This window comes from Streptomyces sp. NPDC002958, assembly GCF_055563255.1.
Window position 1 is genome coordinate 1 of sequence record NZ_JBVHDS010000016.1, and the last position, 21,566, is coordinate 21,566.

The 21,566-nt window shown below is 68.4% G+C and carries 18 protein-coding genes and 3 pseudogenes; 7 read left to right on the forward strand and 14 right to left on the reverse strand.

What is annotated here, in order from left to right; genetic code table 11:
• The 4 genes and pseudogenes from ACZ3IC_RS24035 to ACZ3IC_RS24050 form a co-directional block, all read right to left on the reverse strand.
• Positions 1–211: pseudogene (locus ACZ3IC_RS24035) on the reverse strand (IS6 family transposase); the annotation flags it as partial.
• Positions 212–272: 61 nt separating this feature from the next.
• Positions 273–659: pseudogene (locus ACZ3IC_RS24040) on the reverse strand (IS110 family transposase); the annotation flags it as partial.
• A 239-nt stretch (positions 660–898) separates the two neighbouring features.
• Positions 899–1,141 carry a hypothetical protein gene (locus ACZ3IC_RS24045; RefSeq protein ID WP_467419024.1) on the reverse strand — a complete coding sequence of 81 codons (243 nt, stop codon included), beginning with the start codon at positions 1,139–1,141 and terminating at the stop codon, positions 899–901.
• A complete protein-coding gene (locus ACZ3IC_RS24050; protein ID WP_467419026.1) occupies positions 1,138–1,557 on the reverse strand; it encodes a hypothetical protein in 420 nt (139 codons plus the stop codon). The genes ACZ3IC_RS24045 and ACZ3IC_RS24050 overlap by 4 nt, the downstream gene beginning before the upstream one ends.
• Before the next feature lie 101 nt (positions 1,558–1,658).
• Here ACZ3IC_RS24050 and ACZ3IC_RS24055 point away from each other — a divergent pair, with 101 nt between their 5' ends.
• A complete protein-coding gene (locus tag ACZ3IC_RS24055) occupies positions 1,659–1,925 on the forward strand; it encodes a hypothetical protein (protein ID WP_467419028.1) in 267 nt (88 codons plus the stop codon).
• A gap of 229 nt (positions 1,926–2,154) precedes the next feature.
• Here ACZ3IC_RS24055 and ACZ3IC_RS24060 read toward each other — a convergent pair whose 3' ends face one another.
• Positions 2,155–4,740, reverse strand: a complete 2,586-nt coding sequence (locus ACZ3IC_RS24060; RefSeq protein ID WP_467419030.1) for an ATP-binding protein — start codon at positions 4,738–4,740, stop codon at positions 2,155–2,157.
• A gap of 431 nt (positions 4,741–5,171) precedes the next feature.
• On the opposite strand from ACZ3IC_RS24060, the gene ACZ3IC_RS24065 reads away from it, so the two are divergent.
• Entirely contained in the window at positions 5,172–5,543 is a 372-nt protein-coding gene (locus ACZ3IC_RS24065; protein WP_467419032.1) for a hypothetical protein, read from the forward strand.
• Positions 5,544–5,805: 262 nt separating this feature from the next.
• Here the strand turns inward: ACZ3IC_RS24065 and ACZ3IC_RS24070 are convergent, their stop codons facing one another.
• Both ACZ3IC_RS24070 and ACZ3IC_RS24075 read right to left on the reverse strand, forming a co-directional pair.
• Positions 5,806–6,525 carry an IS6 family transposase gene (locus ACZ3IC_RS24070; protein WP_467419034.1) on the reverse strand — a complete coding sequence of 240 codons (720 nt, stop codon included), beginning with the start codon at positions 6,523–6,525 and terminating at the stop codon, positions 5,806–5,808.
• Between the two features lie 172 nt (positions 6,526–6,697).
• A pseudogene (locus tag ACZ3IC_RS24075) lies at positions 6,698–7,378 on the reverse strand (IS6 family transposase); the annotation flags it as partial.
• Between the two features lie 302 nt (positions 7,379–7,680).
• Between ACZ3IC_RS24075 and ACZ3IC_RS24080 the strand changes: the two are divergent.
• Complete coding sequence (locus ACZ3IC_RS24080) at positions 7,681–9,402, forward strand: sensor histidine kinase (protein ID WP_467419036.1); 1,722 nt, start codon at positions 7,681–7,683, stop codon at positions 9,400–9,402.
• A 62-nt stretch (positions 9,403–9,464) separates the two neighbouring features.
• Here ACZ3IC_RS24080 and ACZ3IC_RS24085 read toward each other — a convergent pair whose 3' ends face one another.
• The 3 genes from ACZ3IC_RS24085 to ACZ3IC_RS24095 form a co-directional block, all read right to left on the reverse strand.
• A complete protein-coding gene (locus ACZ3IC_RS24085) occupies positions 9,465–10,175 on the reverse strand; it encodes a response regulator (protein ID WP_467419038.1) in 711 nt (236 codons plus the stop codon).
• Positions 10,176–10,286: 111 nt separating this feature from the next.
• A complete protein-coding gene (locus tag ACZ3IC_RS24090; protein WP_467419040.1) occupies positions 10,287–10,748 on the reverse strand; it encodes a cyclic nucleotide-binding domain-containing protein in 462 nt (153 codons plus the stop codon).
• A 190-nt stretch (positions 10,749–10,938) separates the two neighbouring features.
• Positions 10,939–11,670 (reverse strand): helix-turn-helix domain-containing protein, encoded by a 732-nt coding sequence (locus ACZ3IC_RS24095; RefSeq protein WP_467419043.1) that lies wholly within the window; start codon positions 11,668–11,670, stop codon positions 10,939–10,941.
• 260 nt (positions 11,671–11,930) lie between these two features.
• On the opposite strand from ACZ3IC_RS24095, the gene ACZ3IC_RS24100 reads away from it, so the two are divergent.
• Positions 11,931–12,536 carry an Rv1733c family protein gene (locus ACZ3IC_RS24100; protein ID WP_467419045.1) on the forward strand — a complete coding sequence of 202 codons (606 nt, stop codon included), beginning with the start codon at positions 11,931–11,933 and terminating at the stop codon, positions 12,534–12,536.
• Complete coding sequence (locus ACZ3IC_RS24105; protein WP_467419047.1) at positions 12,488–12,820, forward strand: universal stress protein; 333 nt, start codon at positions 12,488–12,490, stop codon at positions 12,818–12,820. The genes ACZ3IC_RS24100 and ACZ3IC_RS24105 overlap by 49 nt, the downstream gene beginning before the upstream one ends.
• 42 nt (positions 12,821–12,862) lie before the next feature.
• On the opposite strand, the gene ACZ3IC_RS24110 is transcribed toward ACZ3IC_RS24105, so the two are convergent.
• The 4 genes from ACZ3IC_RS24110 to ACZ3IC_RS24125 form a co-directional block, all read right to left on the reverse strand.
• Positions 12,863–13,738, reverse strand: a complete 876-nt coding sequence (locus ACZ3IC_RS24110) for a universal stress protein (protein ID WP_467419050.1) — start codon at positions 13,736–13,738, stop codon at positions 12,863–12,865.
• Between the two features lie 60 nt (positions 13,739–13,798).
• Complete coding sequence (locus ACZ3IC_RS24115; protein WP_467419051.1) at positions 13,799–14,803, reverse strand: Acg family FMN-binding oxidoreductase; 1,005 nt, start codon at positions 14,801–14,803, stop codon at positions 13,799–13,801.
• A gap of 158 nt (positions 14,804–14,961) precedes the next feature.
• A complete protein-coding gene (locus tag ACZ3IC_RS24120) occupies positions 14,962–15,615 on the reverse strand; it encodes a CBS domain-containing protein (protein ID WP_467419245.1) in 654 nt (217 codons plus the stop codon).
• 210 nt (positions 15,616–15,825) lie between these two features.
• Positions 15,826–17,253 (reverse strand): MBL fold metallo-hydrolase RNA specificity domain-containing protein, encoded by a 1,428-nt coding sequence (locus ACZ3IC_RS24125; protein WP_467419053.1) that lies wholly within the window; start codon positions 17,251–17,253, stop codon positions 15,826–15,828.
• Positions 17,254–17,433: 180 nt separating this feature from the next.
• Between ACZ3IC_RS24125 and ACZ3IC_RS24130 the strand changes: the two genes are divergently transcribed.
• Positions 17,434–18,507, forward strand: a complete 1,074-nt coding sequence (locus tag ACZ3IC_RS24130; RefSeq protein WP_467419055.1) for a zinc-dependent alcohol dehydrogenase family protein — start codon at positions 17,434–17,436, stop codon at positions 18,505–18,507.
• A gap of 416 nt (positions 18,508–18,923) precedes the next feature.
• Entirely contained in the window at positions 18,924–21,326 is a 2,403-nt protein-coding gene (locus ACZ3IC_RS24135; protein WP_467419058.1) for a glycoside hydrolase family 65 protein, read from the forward strand.
• Positions 21,327–21,566: the final 240 nt, after the last annotated feature.

Sequence of the window (21,566 nt, forward strand, 5' to 3'; positions counted from 1 at the left end):
GGTACTTCTGCTCTCCGTTGATCTTCAGGAAGACCTCGTCCAGGTGCCACTTGTCCCCGGGCCGTGGCCGACGGCGGCGCAGTCCGTCCGCGTAGGCCTGGCCGAACTTGGCGGACCAGCGGCGGATGGTCTCGTAAGAGACGATGACGCCGCGTTCGGGCATCAGCTCCTCGACCTCGCGGAAGGACAGCGGGAAGCGGAAGTACAGAATCCCTCCCCGGCGCGACCAACCAGAAGATCATCCCACCCGGCCAGTCAACGTGACAGTGCCCGATGGCGGCTTCGTCGCCGGGGCGGATGGGTCGCAGGTCTCGGCGCATCCGGGCTTGGTCGGCGATCACGTAGGCATCGCGGGCGTCGGTCTTGCCCTCACCGCGGTAGCCGTCGGACGCCCGGTTCACCAGTCGGCCGGGCATGTAGAGGACCTCTTGGCCGTGGCTGACCAGCAAGGCCAGCAGTAGCGCGGGTTCCCCGCCGGTCATGTCGATCGCCCAGGTGACCTGCCGGCCGGCCAGGCCCAGGACGTCACCGATCAGCTTCAGCAGCTCAGGCTCGTCGTTGGCCACCCGCCGCGACAGTAGCGTCTTGCCGTCCGCGTCCAGGGCAAGGCTGTGATGGTGGCCCTTGCCGACGTCGATCCCCGCCCATATCCGGCTCATCGCTCTCCTGACGTGCGTGTTCGTACTCTTCGTGCCACGGACGACCTCGCCGGCATTGCTCTACACAGCGACTTGTTCGCACTTCCTAATCGGCGGCCGAGTCGTCGTGGGGCGCTGAGCGGCAAAGCCTCGATTGCCACGAGACGGCAGCGGCCTGAAAGTCACACCCAGCGCCCCTGGGCGACCCAACCCTACGAATGGCTCGATCAGCCCGGTCAAGAAGGTAGAGCGGCCTGAGGTCAGGGCAGGCGGATGTTGTCGTACCTGGTGTTCGGCTTCCCGTTGGCGTACACGCGCGGGGAGGTGAACACCCCGGCCAGCTCCTTGTCGGCGATCGTTCTGCGGGGAAGGCTCAGCCCGTAGTGCTCGCCCATCAGTCGGTACACGTCCCGGATGTCTGGCACATGCAGCCCCCACTCGTCCGGCTCGTCGGGGAAGTCGGGGTCCGGGTCGACGCTGCCGAGCCCGATCTCGGCGATCATCCGCTGGGTGAGGGGTGATCCGCCCTGACCGACTCGTGGACTTCGCCGTCGAAGTAACTCCAGTCCAGCTTTCCGTCCACGATGACGCCGATGTTGGGTGGGTCCATGGTGGTGTCTTCGATGGTCAGCCAGGTGTGGTTCTCCCACAGATGCTTCACGTGGTCAGGGCGCTGCATGTAGAAGCCGTCGCTGCCCCCGCACAGGGCGAAGGCCCACCCTGCGTGCTCGCCCAGCCTGGCCCAGTCCGGGACGTTCCAGGCCCGGTGCAACGCCGTGTCGAACGCGTCGGGAGACATGATGCCGAGGCCGGGATCCGCCCCCCGCATTGCCGCCAGCTCCTCGACGCTCACGCCTTTGACCATCTCCAGGTAGAAGCCCGAGGAGGCGAGGTCCTGCTGTATCCACTCGAATCCCATCGCTCATGATCGGAAGCGTGGCAGCGGCGTCTGACAGCCTGGCCCTGGGACCGTGACCTGTGCCGCACGACACCGGGCCGACTGCCGTGTCGCGAGAGCTGGTGTCCTGCGCCGATCGGCTCCGCGAGCCGACCCACTGGCGGACACGTGTGCGGTACAACGCGATGCTCGCCGAGCGACAGTGGCAGGCAGGCCGCATGGAGGAAGCTGTTGCCACCTGGAGCAACGTGCTCGACGACTACCCGCATGTGCAGTCCGGGCGGTGCGACGACCGGGTGCGCACGCTGATCTCCACCGTTGCGCCGCGCACCACGAACCCGCTAGCCAGGGACCTGCATGACCGCGCGAGGACGCTGCTGCAGCGCTAAGCCTGGCCTATCATTAAGGTTCATTGTCCTGCTCGAACGAGGCCAACAGGCTCATCGTCGCGGGTCACCTCGCGCAGGTGGTCGTAGCGGCTTGACCAGTCGATCAGCACAGGTCGGAGCTGAGAGGCTGGTCGCAAGCGGCAGGCCAGTCACTACCCTCCGCAGCGGTCGACGTCGATCTGATCGTGGTTGAGTCCGCGCCAGCGCCCACGGCGGTGCTCAGGCAAGCTCAGCGATCGGTGTCCGTCACCGCTGTCCGCGCCGCCGTCGCTTCGTCCCTCGCCCGGGTCGCTGCCTCGGGATCGCCGGTCAGGGTGTGTGCCGTGGCCAGGGTGTCGAGGCCGACGGCCAGCCAGGTGCGGGAGCCGATCTGGCGCCACAGCCCGACGGCGGCCTCGGCTCGGCGGCGGGCCTGCACGGGGCGGCCGGCGGCGAGTTGCGCCTCCGCGAGGGCGTACAGGGTCGCCGCTTCGCCCCACAGATTGCCGAACTCCCGGTATCTCCAGAGGCTTTGGGCCAGCAGTCGGCGGCCCTCCTGGTGTACGCCCTGGCGCACCAGAACGTCGCCGAGCCAGCAGATCGCGTGGGTGGCACCAAGCCGGTCGCCGAGGTCCTCGCTGATCGAGGCGGCTTCGCGGAAGCAGTCGGCGGCGACCGGATGGGCGCCGAGGGCTCGGTGGCTCTGCCCGAGGCAGCGCAGGGCCTGGGCCTCGCCAGGCCGGTAGCCCGCAACCCGGCTCTCGCGCAGGCACTCCGTGAACCGCTCCATGGCCGCTTCGACACGGCCCTGTTCGAGGTCGATGACGCCGATACCGTTGGTCGCGTAGACGAGGCAGTTGACGTTTCCGGCCGACCGGGCCAGTTCCACGGCCCGCCCGAAGTGCCGCACGGCCGAGGAGTACTGGCCGAGCAGACGGTGCACGTACGCGAGACCGGCCGTGGCGCTGGCCCGGTACGCCGGGCCATGCCCCTCGGCGAGCAGCAGGGCCTGTTCGAAGTGGTGCAGTGCTTCCGGATACCGGTCCAAGATGGTGGTGAGTTCTCCGAGGCAGCGGTGGACCTTGGCGGCGCTGCGGTGGTCGCCGATGTGCAGCGCCGCCTTGAGTGCCCGGTCCTGAAGCCGCTCCCAGTCGTCGAAGTGGCTGCCGATCTGGAACAGTGTGGTGAGTGCGGTGGCCAGTCCGGCGGCCGGTGCCGCGTCCGACCGGTCGAGCGCCTGGTCGGCCACGTCGATCAGGAACTGGCGCTCCTCGTTGAACCAGGCCAGTGGGTCGGCGAGAAGCTGGCCGGTGTCCGCCGGAGGGAGTTTCCAGGCCGCCAATTCGGTCTGCGAGATGCCCTGGAAGTCGACACTGAGCGTGTCCGAGGCGAGGTCGGCGAGGTGCAGGCTAGCGCTGAGCAGCCGGGTGAGCGCGGCCGTGCGCTCCTGCGGCGAGAGTTCCCGGGCGGCCCGCTCGCGGCCGAGGAGCCGGACCAGGTCGTGCAGCCGGTAGCGGAACCCGCCCGAGCCGACCGACCCGATCTCCACCAGGTGCACCTCGACCAGGTCGTCGAGCGCTGCCTCCGCCCGGGACAGGCCCACGTCCAGGAGGGCGGCCGGGGCCCAGGCGGCGAAGTCCGGTCCGGGGAGCAGGGCAAGCATCCGCAGCGCGTGCTGGATAGTGGGGGCCATCGCCCGGTAGGTCAGTTCGAGGCTGGCCCGTACGGCGATATTGCCGACGGCCAGCTCGTCGAGCTTGCGCTGCTCGTCGGCGAGCGCGCGGGCGACCTTGGCCAGGGGCCAGTGCGGGCGTGCGGCCAGTCGTGCCCCGGCGACCCATACCGCGAGGGGCAGTCCTTCGCAGGTCTCCACGATGGACTGGGCCGAGTCGGGCTCCGCGGAGGTCCGGGCCGGGCCGAGCATCTCGCACAGCAGCGCAAGCCCGGCCGCCGAGTCCAGGACTCCCAGGGGAAGTCGGCGCCCACTCAGGTCCGCCAAAGTCGTCCGGCTCGTGACGATGGCGGCGCAGCGGCCCCCGGTAGGCAAGAGGTCGCTCACCTGGCGCGCGTCGGCCGCGTTGTCCAGGACGACCAGCGTCTGCCGCTGGGCGAGCAGGGTGCGGTAGAGGTGGATCCGGCTGGCCAGATCCGGAGGCACCGCGCCGCCGCGCACCCCGAGCGCGCGCAGGAAGGCGCCGAGGACGGTGAACGGCTCGGCCGCCTCATCACCGAAACCCAGCAGGTCCATATAGAGCTGGCCGTCGGGGAAGCGGGAGGCGAGTAAATGCGCAGTGCGTACAGCGAGCGCCGTCTTACCGACGCCAGCCGGGCCGGTGACCAACAGGGTCACCGGCCCGGAGCCTTCATGGTCGAGCAGTCGACAGGCCTTGGCCGCCTCGTCCTCGCGGCCCACGAACAGCGACAGGTCCGCCGGGAGCAGGCACGGCACGAGCTGGCGTCCGTTCGTCCCGTCTTGGTCCTCGTCGCCGGGCCCGGGGGTGTGGTCCGGCCAGTCCGGCGCGCGTCTCTGCACGCCTGCCAGGGACGCGATGTCTTCGCGCAGCGCCAGCGCGCGGCGCGCCTCGACCCACTCCGCCACCGAGGCCGGGTCGCCGCCGCACGCCCGGACCAGGCCCACGACCACGTCCTCACTGGGCAGCGAGGCCCGGCTGAGCGCGCTCGCCACGGTGCTCACCGGCAGATGATCGCCGGCTCTTCGGGCCTCGCGCTCCAGGGCCCGGTAGGACAGACCGGTCCGTGTCTTCATGGCGCGCAGTACGGCAACCAACTCGGCGGCGGTCCGGGCCTTACCGGGCCTGGGTAACGGCGTCGTCACACGGCGCATGCTATCGAGACGTACGCGGGGCGACCATCCCAACACCAGCCAGAGCAAGCCAACTTGATCCTTGCGTCGTTAGCGGCACCGCACCTCGGACGCGCTGCGCGGTGAACTGCACGGACGCTGTTCGCGAACGTACTCGAACGGTTGTGAACACGATTCGCCCTTGTCGCCGCACACCCCACCGAACAGGCTGGTCCTTGCAACGGGGGACAGCAGTGGAACCCCGCTGAAATCCCGCGAGAGAATCAATCGATGCAAAGGGGTACATCATGCGCACTGCGATATCCGAGGCCGGCGACAGGCTTGCCGCGCTTTTCGCACCCCGCGGCACGGCTGGCCCGGCAACCAACGCAAACGCCGGGAGGGTCAACCGCATCGTGCGCGCGGCAGCTGTAGGTGCCGCGGCGACGGCAGGGATGGTTCTTTTGGCCGCAGCACCGGCCACGGCCGTCGATGGCTGGCAGCGCACCACCGATGTGGGCAGCGCCCCCAGCGGGTCAACGTGTGCGACCTCGGGCTACGGGCAGGCCTGCTTCCAGAGCTACGGGGAGTGGATCTGGCTGTCGGACTCGTACACCAACGGGGAGCCTGTGGCGATGGAGTGGAGCTACTACGGGACCGACAGCGAGCGGCACGGGGTGGCCTACTGGGACGGCGGCTCCGCGGCCGGATGGACCAACCTGAACAAGAGCTTCGCCGAGTACGGAGACTTCAACTTCCGGGTGTGCGAGGTCGACATGCCGTCGCGCACGATCGTCCAGGACACCTGCAGCACATGGACGTGGGCGCAGACCTGAGTCGACGGCTCTGGCAGCTGCGCGGCATCGTGGGGGCTCCGCGATGGTGGCTACAGCGATCACCACCGGGATCGCCCTGAAGCGAAACGGTGCTGCTGGCCAGGACAACCTGGCCAGCAGCACCGTCGCATCGAAGGACGGGCTCACGCTGCCCAGTCGAGTCCGAGGTCGGCGAGCGCCTGGAGCGGCGCTGTCACGTTGTTGAGGGTGTGTATGCCTGACGGTGTGTCGGGTGTGGTGGGGCCGGGTTCCGGCTCGGTGCTCAGGCCGCGGCAGGCAGGCCGGCGGCGCCGGTGACCTGGTCCCAGATGGCGAAGCGGGTGGTCATCTCGGTGCGGTAGTGGGCGGCAGTCATCAGGTGGCAGCGTGGTCGGAAGTGGGGTGAGATGCCGCTGAACGCGGCCAGGAACTGCTGGGCTCCGCCGACGGAACGGAAGCCTTTCATGGCGCGTTCTCGCTGCCGGGTGGGCTGGTGGCTGTTCTCGGCCCGGTTGTTGAGGCCCTTGTGGGAGCGGTGTTCCACGGAGGGCATGACCTCGCGGTGGGCCGCCCCGTAGGAACGGAGCTTGTCGGTGACCACCACCCGCGGCACCGAGCAGGTCGTCTTCAGCAGGCGGCGGAAGAAGCGCCGGGCCGCGGCCTTGCCCCGCCGATTCTGGAGAAGGATGTCGAGCACGTTGCCATCGGCGTCGACGGCCCGCCACAGGTACTTCAGCTCGCCGTTGATCTTGATGAAGACCTCGTCCAGGTGCCATTTATCCCCGTGCCGGGGCAGCTTCCGGCGCAAGCCGTTGGCGTAGGCCTGCCCGAACTTCGCGCACCAGCGCCGGACGGTCTCGTGGGAGACGATCACGCCGCGCTCGAGCATCAGCTCCTCGAACTCGCGGAAGCTGAGCGGGGACCGGAAGTACAGCCACACGCAATGGGAGATGACCCCCACCGGGTACCGATGCCCCTTGTACGACGGCGACGCGGACGACACGAGCGGACTCCTCCCCGGCACGATCAACTCCGAGATCACCCAGACCGGTCAGCCAACGTGACAAGGCCCTCCACGGTGTTGTCACGTTGGTGAGGTGTTGATCGATCGAGGGCGCGTCAGGGCGTGGACGGGTCGGGGCGCGGGGGGGCAGGACGGTGACGCCGGTGATCTGGTCCCAGATGGCGAAGTGGACGGTCATCTCGGCTCGGTGGTCGGAGGCGGTCATCAGGTGGCGGTGAGGGCGGAAGTGGGGCGAGATGCCGCTGAACGCGGACAGGAACCGCTGGGCCCCGCCGACGCTGCGGAAGCCTTTCATGGCGCGTTCGCGCTGCCGGGTGGGCTGATGACTGTTCTCGGCCCGGTTGTTCAGGCCCTTGTGGGAACGGTGTTCCACCGAGGGCATGACTTCGCGGTGCGCCGCGCCGTAGGAACGGAGCTTGTCGGTGACGACCACCCTCGGCACCGTACGGGTCTTCTGCATCAGGCGGTGGAAGAAGCGTCTTGCCGCGGCCTTGTCCCGCCGGTTCTGGAGGAGGATGTCGAGGACGTTGCCGTCGGCGTCGATGGCCCGCCACAGGTACTTATGCTCGCCGTTGATCTTGATGAAGACCTCGTCCAGGTGCCATTTGTCCCCGGGCCGGGGCCGGCGGCGGCGTAGCCCGTTCGCGTAGGCCTGCCCAAACTTGGCGCACCAGCGGCGGACCGTCTCGTAGGAGACGATCACGCCGCGCTGCAGCATCAGCTCCTCCACCTCACGGAACGGCAGTGGGAAACGGAAGTACAGCCACACGCAGTGCGCGATGATCTCCACCGGGTACCGGTGCCCCTTGTACGACGGCGACGCGGACGACACGAGTGAACCCCTCCCGGCACGATCAACCACTAGATCATCCCCCCGGTCAGTCAACGTGACAGTGCCGTGGGGGCTCATGGCGCGATCTTGGAGGTCCGGAGGGGGACTGAATGAGTGGACTCTCGCCCCCCAGGGCCAGCTTCCTCTCTCCGATTCTGTGTCACCGTTTCGGGCCTCGCCGCCTGGCCCGCATGTGCGTAGTGCCCCTGCCCGGGTCACTTCCACCAGATGCTTCTCGGCGCGCGGCCACTAACGTGGAGGTGTGACCGGCCCCGGGATGTGCGGGGCGAGACGGAGGCACCGTGGGCGACAACGGAACTGAACACTGCGGCGAGGAGCGCCGTCGGCTGAGCACGTTGCCGGAGGACCTCCAGGGGCGCCTCGACACCGTGAAGCGCGGTCCTGCCGAGGCGGCCCTCCTGTTGGACGCCGTCATGTCAGTGGGCAGAGGGCTCGACCTGCCCCAGGTGCTGCGCCGCATCGTCGAGGCTGCGGTCATTGTGGTCGATGCCGAGTACGGAGCTCTGGGAGTCGTTGGCGAGGGAACCCGGCTCACGCAGTTCCTGCCGGTGGGCATCGCGCGGAAGCAGCGCGAGGCCATCGGCTCACTGCCCGAAGGGCACGGTATCCTCGGCGAACTGATCCGCCATCCCGAGCCGTTGCGGCTCACGGAGATCTCCGAGCATCCGTCGTCCTACGGGTTTCCGCCGAACCATCCCCCGATGCACTCGTTCCTGGGGGTTCCCATCCGGGTCCGCGACAAGGTGTTCGGCAACCTGTATCTCACCGAGAAACGGGGCGGCCGCGAATTCGACGCCGAGGACGAGACCGTGCTCTCGACACTCGCGGTGGCGGCGGGAGTCGCCATCGAGAACGCCCGTCTGTATGCGCAGACGCGCGACCGTCAACGCTGGCAGGAGGCCAACAGCGAGATCGTCGCGGGCCTCCTGAGCGGACAGGACGACATGCACATCCTGCACATGATCGTTGATCACTCCTCGCGTATTCTCGGCGCGGATCTTGGCGTCCTGGCACTTCCCGCCGGTTCCGAGGGAAAGTCCCTCCGTGTGGTACTGGCATCGGGCGTGGACGCGGAGATGCATCGCGGTCTGATCCTGCCACGTGAGGGATCGTTCGTCGGCGCGGCTCTCGATGCGGGCGAGCCGATTACCAGCCTGGATGTCGCACATGATCCGAGGATCACCGAAGGCCCCCCGAGGTGGCTCGGGCTCGGCCCGGCTGTCGCGGTCCCGATGGTTACGGGGGAGCGGACCCGTGGGGTACTGCTGCTGGCCCGGGTACGGAACCGTCCCGCTTTCACGGATGCGGAGACCGCGCCCCTGCTGGCGTTCGCCGGACAGGCGGCTCTGGCGATGGAACTCACCGAACGGCGCGAGTCCGCCGAGCAGATCGCCCTGCTGGAGGAACGCGACCGCATCGCCAGGGATCTGCACGACCTGGCCATTCAACGGCTGTTCGCCACCGGGATGACGCTGCAGAGCGTGGTGCGGCTCGTGGAACAGCCACAGGCGAGCGAGCGGCTGCTGCGCGCGGTGGACGATCTGGACGAGACCATCAAGATCATCCGGTCCACCATCTTCGGGCTCCGCGCCCGTGACTCGGGCCGTACCGGCCAGGGCCTGCGCGCCCGGACGGCGACCACGGCCGAGCAGGCCGCACGGACCCTGGGCTTCCAGCCGTCCCTGCGGATGGGAGGGCTGATCGATACGGATGTGCCGGCCGAGACCGCCGAGCAGGTGATCGCGGTCCTCGGCGAGGCGTTGAGCAATGTCGCCCGCCACGCACGGGCGACGGCGGTGGACATCTCGCTGGCGGTGGGAAAAGGGGAGGTGAACCTGGTCGTGTCCGACAACGGAGTGGGCATGCCCGAGCACGGCGGTTCCCGAAGCGGGCTCGACAACCTCGCACGGCGCGCCGCGAGACTCGGCGGCGAGATGAACGTTGGGGCGTCCGCGCAGGGCGGCACCCGGCTGACCTGGCGGGTACCGCTGCGGCTCTCCTGATGTTGCACGGTGTCGCGCGGGGTGCTTCGAGGGGCGCCGTACGGTTTCGATGGGCCGTGCGGTCAGATCTGATGGTGCCCGGCACCGGGCGGGGAGGATTCCGAGGCGTGCGCGGCAATTACGGCCGCCTGGATGCGGCGCTCCACACCGAGCTTGGCCAGCAGACGGGAGATGTGGTTCTTGACCGTCTTCTCCGACAGATAGAGGCGCTTTCCGATCTGGCTGTTGGTCAGCCCCTCACCGATCAGCGCGAGGACGTCCTTCTCCCTCGGGGACAGCCCCGACAGCGCGTCGTCCTCCTCGGGGCCGGTACTGGATTCCTCCTCACGCAGGCTGTTCATCAGCCGCGCCGTGGTCGACGGGTCGAGGGTCGAGCGCCCGGAAGCCAGTGTGCGGACAGCGGTGACGAGGTCCGCACCCTTGATCTCCTTGAGTACGTAGCCGGCCGCGCCAGCCATGATGGCGTCGAGCAGCGCTTCGTCGTCGTCGAACGAGGTGAGCATCAGACAGGCCAGTTCCGGCATCCGCGAGCGCAGCTCACGGCAGACCGTGATCCCGTCGCCGTCCGGCAGCCGCACATCGAGAATCGCCACGTCGGGGCGGAGCGCCGGGCCACGGGCCAGTGCGTGATCGGCTGTGCCGGCGTCGCCGACGACCTGGATGTCGGGCTCCGCGTCGAGAAGGTCCTGCACACCGCGCCTGACGACCTCGTGGTCGTCCAGCAGGAACACTCGGATCGGATTCTGCGCCGAGAACCCTGTCTCGTCGCTCATGGTGGCCCTCCTCACCGTTCAAGGGTTGCGCAGTCCCAGTCCCGCCTTGTTCATGGTGGGTTCGCGCAGGAGGAACTCACCAGGGCCGAACGGTCCCATGCCCCGGACCGTTCAGTCTTCGGAGGCGTCGGCCCCGGGACCGTACAGCTGCAGCAGCCTTTTCCGTGTTCCGTACAGTCGCTCCGCCACCGTCTCGGCGACGTACTTGTAGACCGCCCGGCCCAGCACCGCATCGGCCTCGCACAGCGAGTGGACGGCCGCGGCATCGAATTCCACGGCCTGTCCCGCCTGGATCACGTGCGCACCCAGGTGCCACACATGCGCGGGGAACAGCCAGGACCAGCCCAGCAGATCGTCCTGTCCCAGCGTCTCGATGACCGCCGCACGGCGCCCGGGCACATGGAGGTCGACCTCGACCCGTCCGGAGGGGATGACCCAGAAACGGTCGGCCCTTCTGCCTTCCTCGAAGAGCCGTGCGTCAAGGACCAGCGGCACTTCATGGGCCGCCTCGTCGAACAAACGGGCCCGGCTCTCGGGCGGGATCACGTCGAACAGACTCCTGGCCGTTGACATGGAACCTCCGTTCCTGGCCGACGGTGTGCACCCGACCGCCTGCTCTGAACGATATGCGCGCTTTCGGAGGGGCGCTCGGCCGTGCCCCGTGGTGCCCTACGGAGTGCACGCCGGGCCGATAAGCCGTGGGTCGGTGGGCCGGAACCCGCGACATCGTGCGCCTGGACCCTGCCGTGGACCGATCATGACGTCACGTCGAGGGATCTCGAGGTCCAGCACCGGTCGGCGCGGCGTGGCTGTCGAGCACACGAATGCGGCGTCCGGTTATACGGGTGGGGGTGATGGTCATCCATACGTTCCGTGGACCGCCCCCCCACGGAGTGGTGTAGGCGAGTTCGTCCAACCTGCGTGAGGCTTCGGGATCGGTTACGGTCGCCGCCGTACCGGCGAGAAGTACGCTCCACCCCTGGCTCAGCGCCTCGTCGATGTGATCCACCTCGAAGGCCACCGGGTGGTCCGACGCGGTGGCCGGCAGCGTGTTGGGAGCACAGCGATAGGCGATCCGGTCACCATCGACGACGTAGTTGACCGGCAGGATGGCCGGCCCGTCGTCCGTCGTCACACCGATCCGGCCCACTCCGTGGGTGGACAACAGCCGGCGGCACTCCTGGGGGTCGAGTTCGAGCAATTCGGTGTGATACCCGGCGCGGCCGATGCCCGGCGGCAGCTCCGTCGTGCTGCCAGTCAGCTCGGCCACGGTGGTCTCCAGCGCTTGAGCCAGCCGCAGCAGAAACCCGATGCCGGGTGTGGCCTGCCGCTCCTCGACGTACTGGACGTATCCGGGCGCCGATCCGGCCCGCTCGGCCACCTCCTCACGGCTGAGCCCCAGCTGCTCGCGGCGCATCGCCACCCGGCGGCCCAGGTCTCCCGGCAGGAATGCGTCCGGCGTGCTGTCCGATGAGTGACTTTCTCCGTGCACCATGCTCCACACATCCTTCATGGGGTCCAGGTCCGGGTCCGGACCGGCGGCCGGGCCAGTCGCTGTTCTGCGTGCGGTTCCGCCACTCCATCGTGTGCCACCGGGCAGCACGGCGCTTGGGCCGACCGGCCCGGTCCCGCGACCCGCTCAGCCCCTGCCGCGGACCACACAGGATGTACAGGATGGTGGCAAGCGCTCCTGCCCACAGGTTCGCGATCCACTACGGGCAAGGGGTAGATACAGCAGGGGAATGAGGCCGGATCATGACTGAAGAAGTGCCCCTTGGAGAAGGCCAAGGACACAGCGCGCCCAGCACCCGGGGGCTGCCGATCCGTGCCTCGGATCGTATCCAGCGCTGGGGCAGGGTGCTCTTGGTCGTGATTTTCCTACTGGCGGCACCCCTGGCATCGGCTGCCACGGGCCGTGCCGTGCATGACGCTGAGACTCGTCATGCCGCCACACTCTCCGATACGAGGAAGGTTGAGGCACGGCTCATTTCCGACGCCGGCGGCCCCGCTGCAGTTGTCGGAGCGCAGACAACGGTGCGTGCCCCCGTCCGGTGGACACAGCCCGACGGTACCGTGCGCACGGCAGTGGTCAGTGTCTGGGCGGGTAGCCCGGCCGGCACCACGGTACCGATCTGGACCACTACTCAAGGCGTGGCCACCAGCAGTGGACCCGCGACGCCCGGTGAGACCGTTGCATCTGCATGGTTGACGGCAACAGGGACTTTCGTAGTGGCGACGGGACTTTTCATCGCAGTGTGGAAAGTCTTCACGAAGCTGGTGGACAGCATCAGGTGCATGGGGTGGGAGAAGGAGTGGGACCAGGTGGAAGCCGAGCTGTCCGAGCAGTTCCGAAATCGCTAGCAGAGCGGCGCCCGCAACTCAGGCGACAACGACTGCCCGGCTCGTCGAGCCCGTACGCACGGAGTCCCCGGACCTCCCGCGCGGAGTTCCCGGACCGCACGGTGACCGAGCACGTCGTTCGTGCCGGATCCGTTGCCGAGGTGCTGGTGGCAGCGACCGCCGACGCCTACGTGATTGTCATCGGATGTCGGCGTTCCCACCTCATTGGCTCTCAGCTCGGGCGCGTGACGCATGCTGTCCTGCACCACGCGCACTGCCCGGTCGGCCTCGTTCCCCACCCTTGATGGATGACAGGCGTCCCTTGAGAGGCGGTATCACGGTCGCGCTCAACGGGTGTACGGGACGACGGCGACAGGGCATGGCGCATAGTGCAACACCGCGTGGTTCACAGGAGCGGGGCGCAGCCCGTGGCGTCCGCCGGCATGGCGCGCACCGACGACCAGGAGTTCTGCGCCCTCGGCCTCTTCGATCAGTATCTGGTGCACGGGTCCCTGCAGCACGGATCGGTGGACAACGGCATCGGACTCGGTCCGCTCCAGTACCGCCAGGACGTCTTCGAGGTGTTCCTCGGCCTGTTGGCGGTGTGTGGAGGCTGGCGAGCCCGCGAGGAGCGGATGATCCGCAGCTTCGTGGGCGGGGCAGCGCCAGGCGCGTACGGCGATCAGCTCGCCGTGGCGCGATGTCGCCTGGGCGAGTGCGAAACGGGCGGCTGCCGACGGCCCTGCGGCGTCGCCGATTCCAACGACGATGCGGCCCGGCTTCGGCTGAGCGTTCGGTGCGACCGCCGGGATCACGACAACCGGACAGTGGGACCGGCCCACGAGGGTGAGGCTCACGGACCCCAGGAGCATCCCGGCGATCCGGCCGCGGCCGCGGGAGCCGACGACGACCAGGGCTGCCTCATGGCTCTCGCGCACCAGTGCGTTCACCGGGTCTTCGGGCTGCACGTCGGCGACCACGCTCACCTCCGCATGGAGGCGTTGCGCACGTTCCTGGGCGGACGCGACGAGATGCTCGGCGAGGACCTGCTCGGCCGGACGCTCAGTGTCGAAGGTGGGACGCATGCCTTCGTAGCGCTCCCACAGCGACGCGTGGACGACGCGCAGGGGAAGCCGTGAGCGTGCCGCTTCCGCCGCAGCCCAGTCCAGGGCACGGAGACTGCCCTCCGATCCGTCCACTCCGACGACTATCGGGAGCTGCATCGCTCCCACCGCCTTTCCTGTGCGGGTGGCTGCCTGTCTCGATGCATACGGTGCGGGTTTCTACGGTTCGATGGTCAGTACCTGGTCCAGGGGACGCCGCGGTGTACGTGGGCCGCTCGGCCCGTATCCCAGACGGATGATCATCTGCGGGTGTCCCGTGCCGTAGACCGGGTCGCGCAGGATCCATCGCAGGTCGGGCCATTCGAGGGGCTGGGTCGCGAACGAGGTGGACACCTGGTGGAGCGTGGCGGTGAGCAGGACGCGTTCCAGGGCTTGACCGGCGTGCAGCCAGTCCGTGGGGCGGTCGCCCGGGGTGCTCAGTAGGGCCAGTTGAGGTCGGTTCTCGAACAGGACTCGGGCTCGGCCCGGGATGACCCGGGTTCCTGCGAAGTCGCGGGTGGTGGCGTGTTCGGAGGCGTCGCGGGGGCCGAAGGCGTAGTCGGGGATTCCGTCGACGGGCGCCTCGGTCTTGGTGTTCCGGGTCCAGTGCTCCTGCTCCGCCTCCCGTGCCGGGTCCCCGCGGTCGTATCCCTCGGCGTCCCGGATCAGTTCGAGCACGGTCTCCAGATGGATCGGGGTCAGGAACGCGAAGTCCGCGCCCTCGGTTCGGGCCGCGCCGGCGAGGTCTGCGCGGACGTCTTCGGGGACCACCCGTTCGTCGAACGGGTAGCGGCTGGTGTGCCGGTCCCGGATCGCGGGGTGGAGAGTGGCGAGCGCTTCGGCCGCGGATTCCCGCGGGAAAACGTGGGGGTGGAAGCCGAACCGGACGGTGGCCAGTACGGCCGGGGCCGACGGTTCGGGCAGCAGCGTGGTGACCGCCTCCAGGCCGTGGTGGGCGGCGGACACCCGCAGGTTCAACAGGGCCGCGCCGCAGCCCACGTGCAGTGCGCGGGTGGCGGGGTCGGCCTCCGGCATGGCGCGCTCGAAGTCCGCCCGGAGCGTGAGGGTGCGGCCGGCGCGTGTGTAGCGGAACTGCCAGGGCTGGGCGTTGTGCATGGACGGGGCGGCGGTGGCATCGGCGACGAGGTCGGCCAGTGTGGTGTCGTCGAGCGCTCTGGTGAGCATCGTAGGTCTCCCGCGGAGTCGGGAATGGTCGATGGCTTCAGCATGAAGCGGATCGCCGGCCTGCACGTATGGGCCGTTCGTCCCTCGCTCGGATCCGGATGGCCCCTCGGCAGGGCCACATCCGTTCTCTGTCCAGGCGGATGCCGGACCATCGATGTCTAGGCGGATGCCTGGCTTTCGAGTCGGCAGTCCACGTTGACGACGCCTTCCACGGATTGAGTGAGGCGGGCGGCGACGGGAATGAGGGTGGCGTCGCGGACGCGACCGGTGAGTGTGGCCACACCGCGGGCGACGCTGACCTTCACGCTACGGTGCGAGGCGCGGAACAGCCGGTCGACGACCTCGTGGCGTATTTCTGCGGCGAGGTCGTCGTCGGAACGCAGGAAGATCTTGAGGAGATCGGCGCGACTGACGATGCCCTTGAGGTTGCCGTCGGCGTCGACGACCGGGAGGCGCTTGACGCGCTGGTCGGCCATCAGCCGGGCGGCCTGTGGGAGGGGCACGTCAGGGTTCACCGTGATGGCGGGACTCGTCATCAGTTCCTCGGCCCGGACCGCGCCGGCCTTGGCGGTGTCCCCCGGTCGGTACATCTGCTCGATCAAGCAAATCCTGTGGCCGTGGAATTCCTCCTTGGGGAGCAGATCGGCTTCGGAGACGACGCCGACGACGTGGCCTTCGCCTTCGATGACGGGCACGGCGGTGACCTTCCACTGTTTCATGCAGGCGGCGATCTCCTTGAATTCCGTGTCATGGGTGATGGCGATGACGTTCTTCGTCATGACGTCGTTGACGGTGTACCGGGCGTAGGTCATGGCAGGTTCCTCGATGGGTGCGGGCGAGCGGCCGACTGCTGCCGTGGGGGTGAGCAGGTCCGATGCGGCCATGGCGTCGAATCCGCGACGAGCGGAGACTCCATGGAGTTCATGGTGTGCCTCCCGTCCCTCACTCGCAGCCTCGCATCGGGGGGAACGAGCTGCGAGAGAGCCTCGTGGTGTCAGATCGCGCAAGCCGCCCGGCGCCGGTCAGCGGACCAGGACGGCCTCTCCAGGTCTGGGTACGACCGCTGTCCAGCCCAGCTCTCGGTCGATCCGATCCCGCAGAGCATCGGACGACGACTCCTCGCCGTGGACCACATAGGTCGTGCGCGGTGCGGGGGCGCCGCGCAGCCAGTCCATGATCTGGTCGGCGTCGGCGTGTGCCGAGAAGTGCGGGAGGTCGGCCACCTCCGCGCGTACGGGTACGTATTCGCCGAACATCTTGAGTGTGTGGGCACCGTCGACGAGGTCGCGGGCCCTGGTGCCGGTGACTGCGAAACCGACGATGACGACGGCATTGCGTGGATTGGGCAGGAGCCGGTGGAGGTGGTGCAGGACCCGGCCGCCGGTGGCCATGCCGGCCGAGGAAACGATGACGGCGGGACCGGGCGTGCTGTTGATGTCGATGGATTCCTGGACGGTCCGGGCGGCAAGGAACGGGGCGGGGCTGATCGCTTGTTCGCCTCGGGCGAGAATCTCGGGCCGGGTCTCGGAGGAATGGGCACGCAGCGCGTCGCGATAGACGTCGAGCGCGACCAGAGCCATGGGACTGTCCACATAGACGGGAACGGACTGCGGCAGGATCCCGTTGTGGCGCAGCCCGGCGAGTTCATGGAGGACGACCTCGGTGCGGTCGATCGCGAAGGCGGGGATGACGGCGGTACCGCCGCGCGCAAGGGTACGTGTGAGTACGGCCGCGAATTCGGCCTGGGCTTTCTCGGGTTCGTGACGACGGTCGCCGTACGTCGACTCCGTCAGCAGCACGTCGGCGCCGGTGAACGGCTCAGGCGGCAGCAGCAGTGGGTGGCCGGGGCGGCCGAGGTCGCCGCTGGCAGCGAGAGTGTGGCCGTCCTCAAGGGTCAGGTGGGCCCAGGCCGAGCCGAGGATGTGTCCACCGTGGTGCAGTGTGAGCCGGGTGCCGGCCATGATCTCGACTTCGCTGCCGACCGGGACGGGGTCGAAGAACCTGACGGTAGTGTCGACGTCGGTTTCGTCATAGAGCGGTCTGGCGGGCCGATGTTTGGACCAGCCTTGTTCGTTGGCGTGCTGGGCCGCCTCCATCTGGAGGCGCGCGCTGTCACGGAGCACGATCTCGGCGAGCCGGGCGGTGTGGGTGCTGGTCAGGATCGGTCCCCGGAAGCCGTGCCGGACCAGTCGGGGCAGATAGCCGCAGTGGTCCAGGTGGGCATGGGTGATGACCACGGCGTGGATGGACGAGGCGTCACACGGCAGCTTTGCCCAGTTGCGGCGGCGCAGGTCCGCGACGCCTTGGAAGAGGCCGCAGTCGAGGAGAACCCGGGCATGGTCGCTCTCGATGAGGAACTTGCTGCCGGTGACGGTCCGGACGCCGCCGAGGAAGCGCAGCAGCGCGGGTCTCGACGCGGGTGCGGCCGGGTGTGATTCTGCCTCGGACATCGCCGCCCCCTTCTTCGGTGGGTGGCAGCCAGCCGTCTTCACCATCACACCCCTGGCCCTGGGGCGGGATGGGCCCGACAGGCCCCGGCAGGGACCGACCGGCCCATGCGGGGCAGGCACGCGCCAGGTCAGCATGAGGGGGAACCTCACCGGAGGAGACACAGGAAGAGGGGCGACGTCGTGAAGGCACTCGTTTTCCAGGGCCCGGGGCAGACCTCATGGCAGGAAGTTCCGGACCCCTCGGTCAAGGACGCTGCCGACGCCGTCATCCGCGTCGACGTCGTCACCATCTGCGGTACCGACCTGCACATTCTCAAGGGCGACGTGCCCGAGGTGACTCCCGGCCGAGTGCTGGGGCACGAAGCCGTCGGCACCGTGGTCGAGGCCGGGGCCGACGTGCGTACGGTCCGTCCCGGTGACCGTGTCCTGATCTCGTGCATATCCGCGTGCGGCCGGTGCCGCTTCTGCCGTGAGGGCCACTACGGGCAGTGCCGTGGCGGTGGCGGCTGGGTGCTCGGCCACGCCATCGACGGCACCCAGGCCGAATACGTACGAGTGCCCTTCGCCGACCTGTCCGTGCACCCCTTGCCCGCCTCTGTCGACAGCTATGACGGCGTGCTGTTCGCCGATATCTTCCCTACCGCCTACGAGGTCGGTGTGCTGAACGGCGGCGTACGGCCCGGCGACACCGTCGTCGTGGTCGGCGCCGGCCCCATCGGACTGGCCGCCATCGTCGGCGCGGGCCTCTACAGCCCGGGACGTATCATCGCCGTCGACCTCGCCGAATCCCGGCTGGCCGCCGCGCGCTCCCTAGGCGCGGATGCGACAGCGAGCGTGACCGAGGAACCCGAACAACTCGTCAAGGACCTCACCGAGGGGCTCGGTGCCGACGTCGTCATCGAAGCCGTCGGCGTGCCCGAATCTTTCGAGATGTGCACCCGCATGGTCCGGCCCGGGGGCCGTGTCGCGAACATCGGCGTCCATGGCAAGCCGGCCACGCTGCACCTCGAAGACCTGTGGGCCAAGAACGTCACCATCACGACGGGGCTGGTCGACACGTACTCCACGCCCATGTTGCTGCGCATGATGGCCGCCGGGCGGCTGCCTTCGTCCCCATTGATCACCCACCGCTTCGAACTGGGACAGATGGAGGAGGCCTACGAGGTGTTCTCCCGTGCCGGGGACACCGGTGCCCTCAAGGTGGCGCTGGGGGGATCGCAGCACACCGAGATCATCGCCCCGGCTCAGCCGTAAGCCCAGGGGGCGTGAAGACCATGAGCAGGACCGGTCCGGGACCCACCGCCATCGAGGGGTCCGCCGGGCCTGTCGATCCGGCGCCTTGTCATGCCGCCCGTGCCTGAAGAGCACGCCGCGGGGTCCGTGACCGACCCACTCGTACGGAACACGGGCTCACTGTGGACGAAGGGCGATTGCCGCCGGGGAAGAAAGGAACTCGTGTTCATGAAAACGCTGGACACCAACCCCTTTGACGCGGTGGTCGTCGACGGTGCTCATGCAGGTGCGGAAACACGGCTTCGCCGCCCTGCGGGCCCGCTCGTCGATGGCCGGTCCCCGGCCCTCGACGCTGAACCGCACCGGTGTGCCCATGGCCGGGACGCCAGGTGGCCGGATCATGCCTTTGCGACCGAGGATTGCTGCGGAGAGTGGTCATGAGCACAGCATGGACCTGGGACTTCAGCGGCTACGACCCCAAGAGGGAGCGGACGATCGAGGCCCTGTGCACACTCGGCAATGGCAGGTTCGCCACCCGGGGGGCCGCGCCCGAGTCGCCCGCCGACTCGGTCCACTATCCAGGGACTTACGCAGCCGGGTGTTGCAACCGGCTCTCCTCGGACGTCGCAGGAAAGCGGGTCGGTAACGAGGAAATGGTCAATCTGCCCGACTGGTCGCGCCTGCGTTATCGCTGCCTGCCGGACGATGGACCGGAAGGGGAGTGGCTCACACCCGATGACCCGAGTCTGCGGCGCTACAGCGTCTCCCTCGACCTGAGGGGCGGCATTCTCACTCGTCGCTTGTTCTTCCAGGACGGCCTCGGCCGCCGAATCGGTGTCACCCACACCAGGCTCGTTCACATGGGCGACCCGTATCTCGCCGCCCAGAGGACCACGTTCCGTGGGTACGGCTGGAGCGGGGTCGTCGAAGTCGAATCCATCATCGACGGTAACGTCACCAACGCCGGTGTCGAGCGCTACCGCGGTCTGAACGGACGCCACCTCACCGGCCACTGTGCCGGAGTCGAAGCGGACGGCGTGGCCTGGCTGTCCTGCCGGACCCGTTCGTCCCACATCCGGATCGCCATCGCAGTCAGAACGTTGCCGCGGCCCCTCGTCGCAGCGGGGGCGAGTTGCACGGAGACCGGAACGGTCCAGAAATTCAGGCTGCCGGTCTCCCGCGGGCATTCTGCCGCCGTCGTGAAATGCGCCGCGTTGTACACATCCCAGGACCGCCCGCTGAGTGAGCCCCTCTCGCTTGCCGTCGAGCATGTATCACACGCGGCGGCGTTCGCGGCCCTGCTCGCTTCCCACCGCGTCGCTTGGGAACGTCTGTGGAGCCAGGGTGAACTGAAGGTGCCTGGCGAATCGGGCCGCATTCTTCGGCTCCACCTCTTCCACGTCCTACAGACGCTTTCCCCGCACACGGCCGAGCTGGACGTCGGAGTGCCGGCCAGGGGCCTGCACGGTGAGGCGTACCGAGGGCATGTCTTCTGGGACGAGTTGTTCGTGCTGCCCTACATCACCCTGCACTTCCCGGAAGTGGCGCGGAGCCTTCTCATGTACCGGCACCGTCGCCTGCCCGCGGCCCGTACCGCAGCCCGGCGGACGGGCTTTCGAGGAGCGATGTTCCCTTGGCAGAGCGGTAGTTCAGGCGTTGAGGAGACGCAAACGCTGCATCTCAACCCCCGATCGGGCCGCTGGCTGACCGACCACTCGCACTTGCAGCACCACGTCGGATCGGCCATCGCCTGGAACGTGTGGCGGTACGGGCAAAGCACCGGCGACACCGGGTTCGTGCAAGGCCCAGGAGCAGAGTTGTTGCTCGACATCGCCGGCTACTGGGACGCCGTGGCCACGTACGATACCGACCGCGACCGCTACCGCATCCGCGGTGTCGTCGGCCCCGACGAGTACCACGACGCCTACCCCGAGGCCACTGCTCCCGGGATCGACGACAACGCGTACACCAACGTGACTGCCGCCTGGACGCTCGCACGCGCACTTGAGCTGTTCGACGGGCTGCCTGCGGCCCGGCGGCGGGAGCTGGCTGAGCAACTCGGCCTGGACGACGAGACGCTGAATCGCTGGGAGGACATCTCCCGCCGGGTGTACGTGCCGTTCCACGGCGGTGTCATCAGCCAGTTCGAGGGCTATGGCGAACTGGCAGAACTGGACTGGGACGCCTACCGCTCCCGCTACTGCGACATCCGCCGCCTCGACCGGATCCTGGAGTCCGAGGGGGACACGGTCAACCGCTATCAGGCATCCAAGCAGGCCGACGCACTCATGCTCGGCTATCTCTTCCGCCCAGCCGAGCTGCAGGAACTCTTCGACCGTCTCGAATACCGGCTCGATGACGAAGTGTGGCGCACGACCGTCAACTACTACCTGACTCGTACCAGTCACGGATCGACCCTGAGTAGCCTGGTGCACGGATGGGTCCTGGCCCGCGAGAAAGGCCCGGATGCCTGGCGGTACTGCGAGGAAGCCCTGCTCAGCGACGTGGCGGACATTCAGGGCGGCACCACCGGCGAAGGCATCCACCTCGGTGCCATGGCCGGCACCCTCGATCTCATCGAAAGGGGCGTCGCGGGTCTGGAAGCAGGCCCGGATGGACTCCGCATCAACCCCATCGCGCTCCGGGAGGTGCCTCGCTGCTCGTTCACGTTCTGTTACCGCGGGCACCGGGACATCCGCGTGCAACTCCTTCCGGGCCGGGTGGGGATTCGCGTGCCCCACTCGCGACTCATTGCCCCTCTGCCCGTGTTTCTGCCCGGCGAGCGGCTGGTGACCATGGCCGCGGGGGAGCAACGTTGGTTCCGTCTGCCGCTCTGGTGACCCCTTGCGGATTCCGTGCGGTCCGTCGTGACGACGATGGTCGGCACAGCGCGCGCCTGACGGCCGCGAGCCCGAGAATGGAGTAGCCCCCCAGCTGGTTCCGGAGGTGCATGGCGTGAATGCCGTACACGGACAGCAACGAACCTCGATCGTGGCCCCTGAACTCGCAGCCAAGCCCGATCGCCTCTTCGACAGGGAGGACGAATGGGCAGCCTTGGTCTCATTCTCGACCGATCCGCG

What these genes read in the sequence shown, in the direction of transcription:
- ACZ3IC_RS24045 (WP_467419024.1), bottom strand. Translation starts at nt 1,141, where the DNA reads ATGATCGCCGAGATCGGGCTCGGCAGCGTCGACCCGGACCCCGACTTC.
- ACZ3IC_RS24050 (WP_467419026.1), bottom strand. Translation starts at nt 1,557, where the DNA reads ATGGGATTCGAGTGGATACAGCAGGACCTCGCCTCCTCGGGCTTCTAC.
- ACZ3IC_RS24085 (WP_467419038.1), bottom strand. Translation starts at nt 10,175, where the DNA reads ATGAGCGACGAGACAGGGTTCTCGGCGCAGAATCCGATCCGAGTGTTC.
- ACZ3IC_RS24090 (WP_467419040.1), bottom strand. Translation starts at nt 10,748, where the DNA reads ATGTCAACGGCCAGGAGTCTGTTCGACGTGATCCCGCCCGAGAGCCGG.
- ACZ3IC_RS24095 (WP_467419043.1), bottom strand. Translation starts at nt 11,670, where the DNA reads ATGGTGCACGGAGAAAGTCACTCATCGGACAGCACGCCGGACGCATTC.
- ACZ3IC_RS24100 (WP_467419045.1), top strand. Translation starts at nt 11,931, where the DNA reads ATGACTGAAGAAGTGCCCCTTGGAGAAGGCCAAGGACACAGCGCGCCC.
- ACZ3IC_RS24110 (WP_467419050.1), bottom strand. Translation starts at nt 13,738, where the DNA reads ATGCAGCTCCCGATAGTCGTCGGAGTGGACGGATCGGAGGGCAGTCTC.
- ACZ3IC_RS24115 (WP_467419051.1), bottom strand. Translation starts at nt 14,803, where the DNA reads ATGCTCACCAGAGCGCTCGACGACACCACACTGGCCGACCTCGTCGCC.
- ACZ3IC_RS24120 (WP_467419245.1), bottom strand. Translation starts at nt 15,615, where the DNA reads ATGACCTACGCCCGGTACACCGTCAACGACGTCATGACGAAGAACGTC.
- ACZ3IC_RS24125 (WP_467419053.1), bottom strand. Translation starts at nt 17,253, where the DNA reads ATGTCCGAGGCAGAATCACACCCGGCCGCACCCGCGTCGAGACCCGCG.
- ACZ3IC_RS24135 (WP_467419058.1), top strand. Translation starts at nt 18,924, where the DNA reads ATGAGCACAGCATGGACCTGGGACTTCAGCGGCTACGACCCCAAGAGG.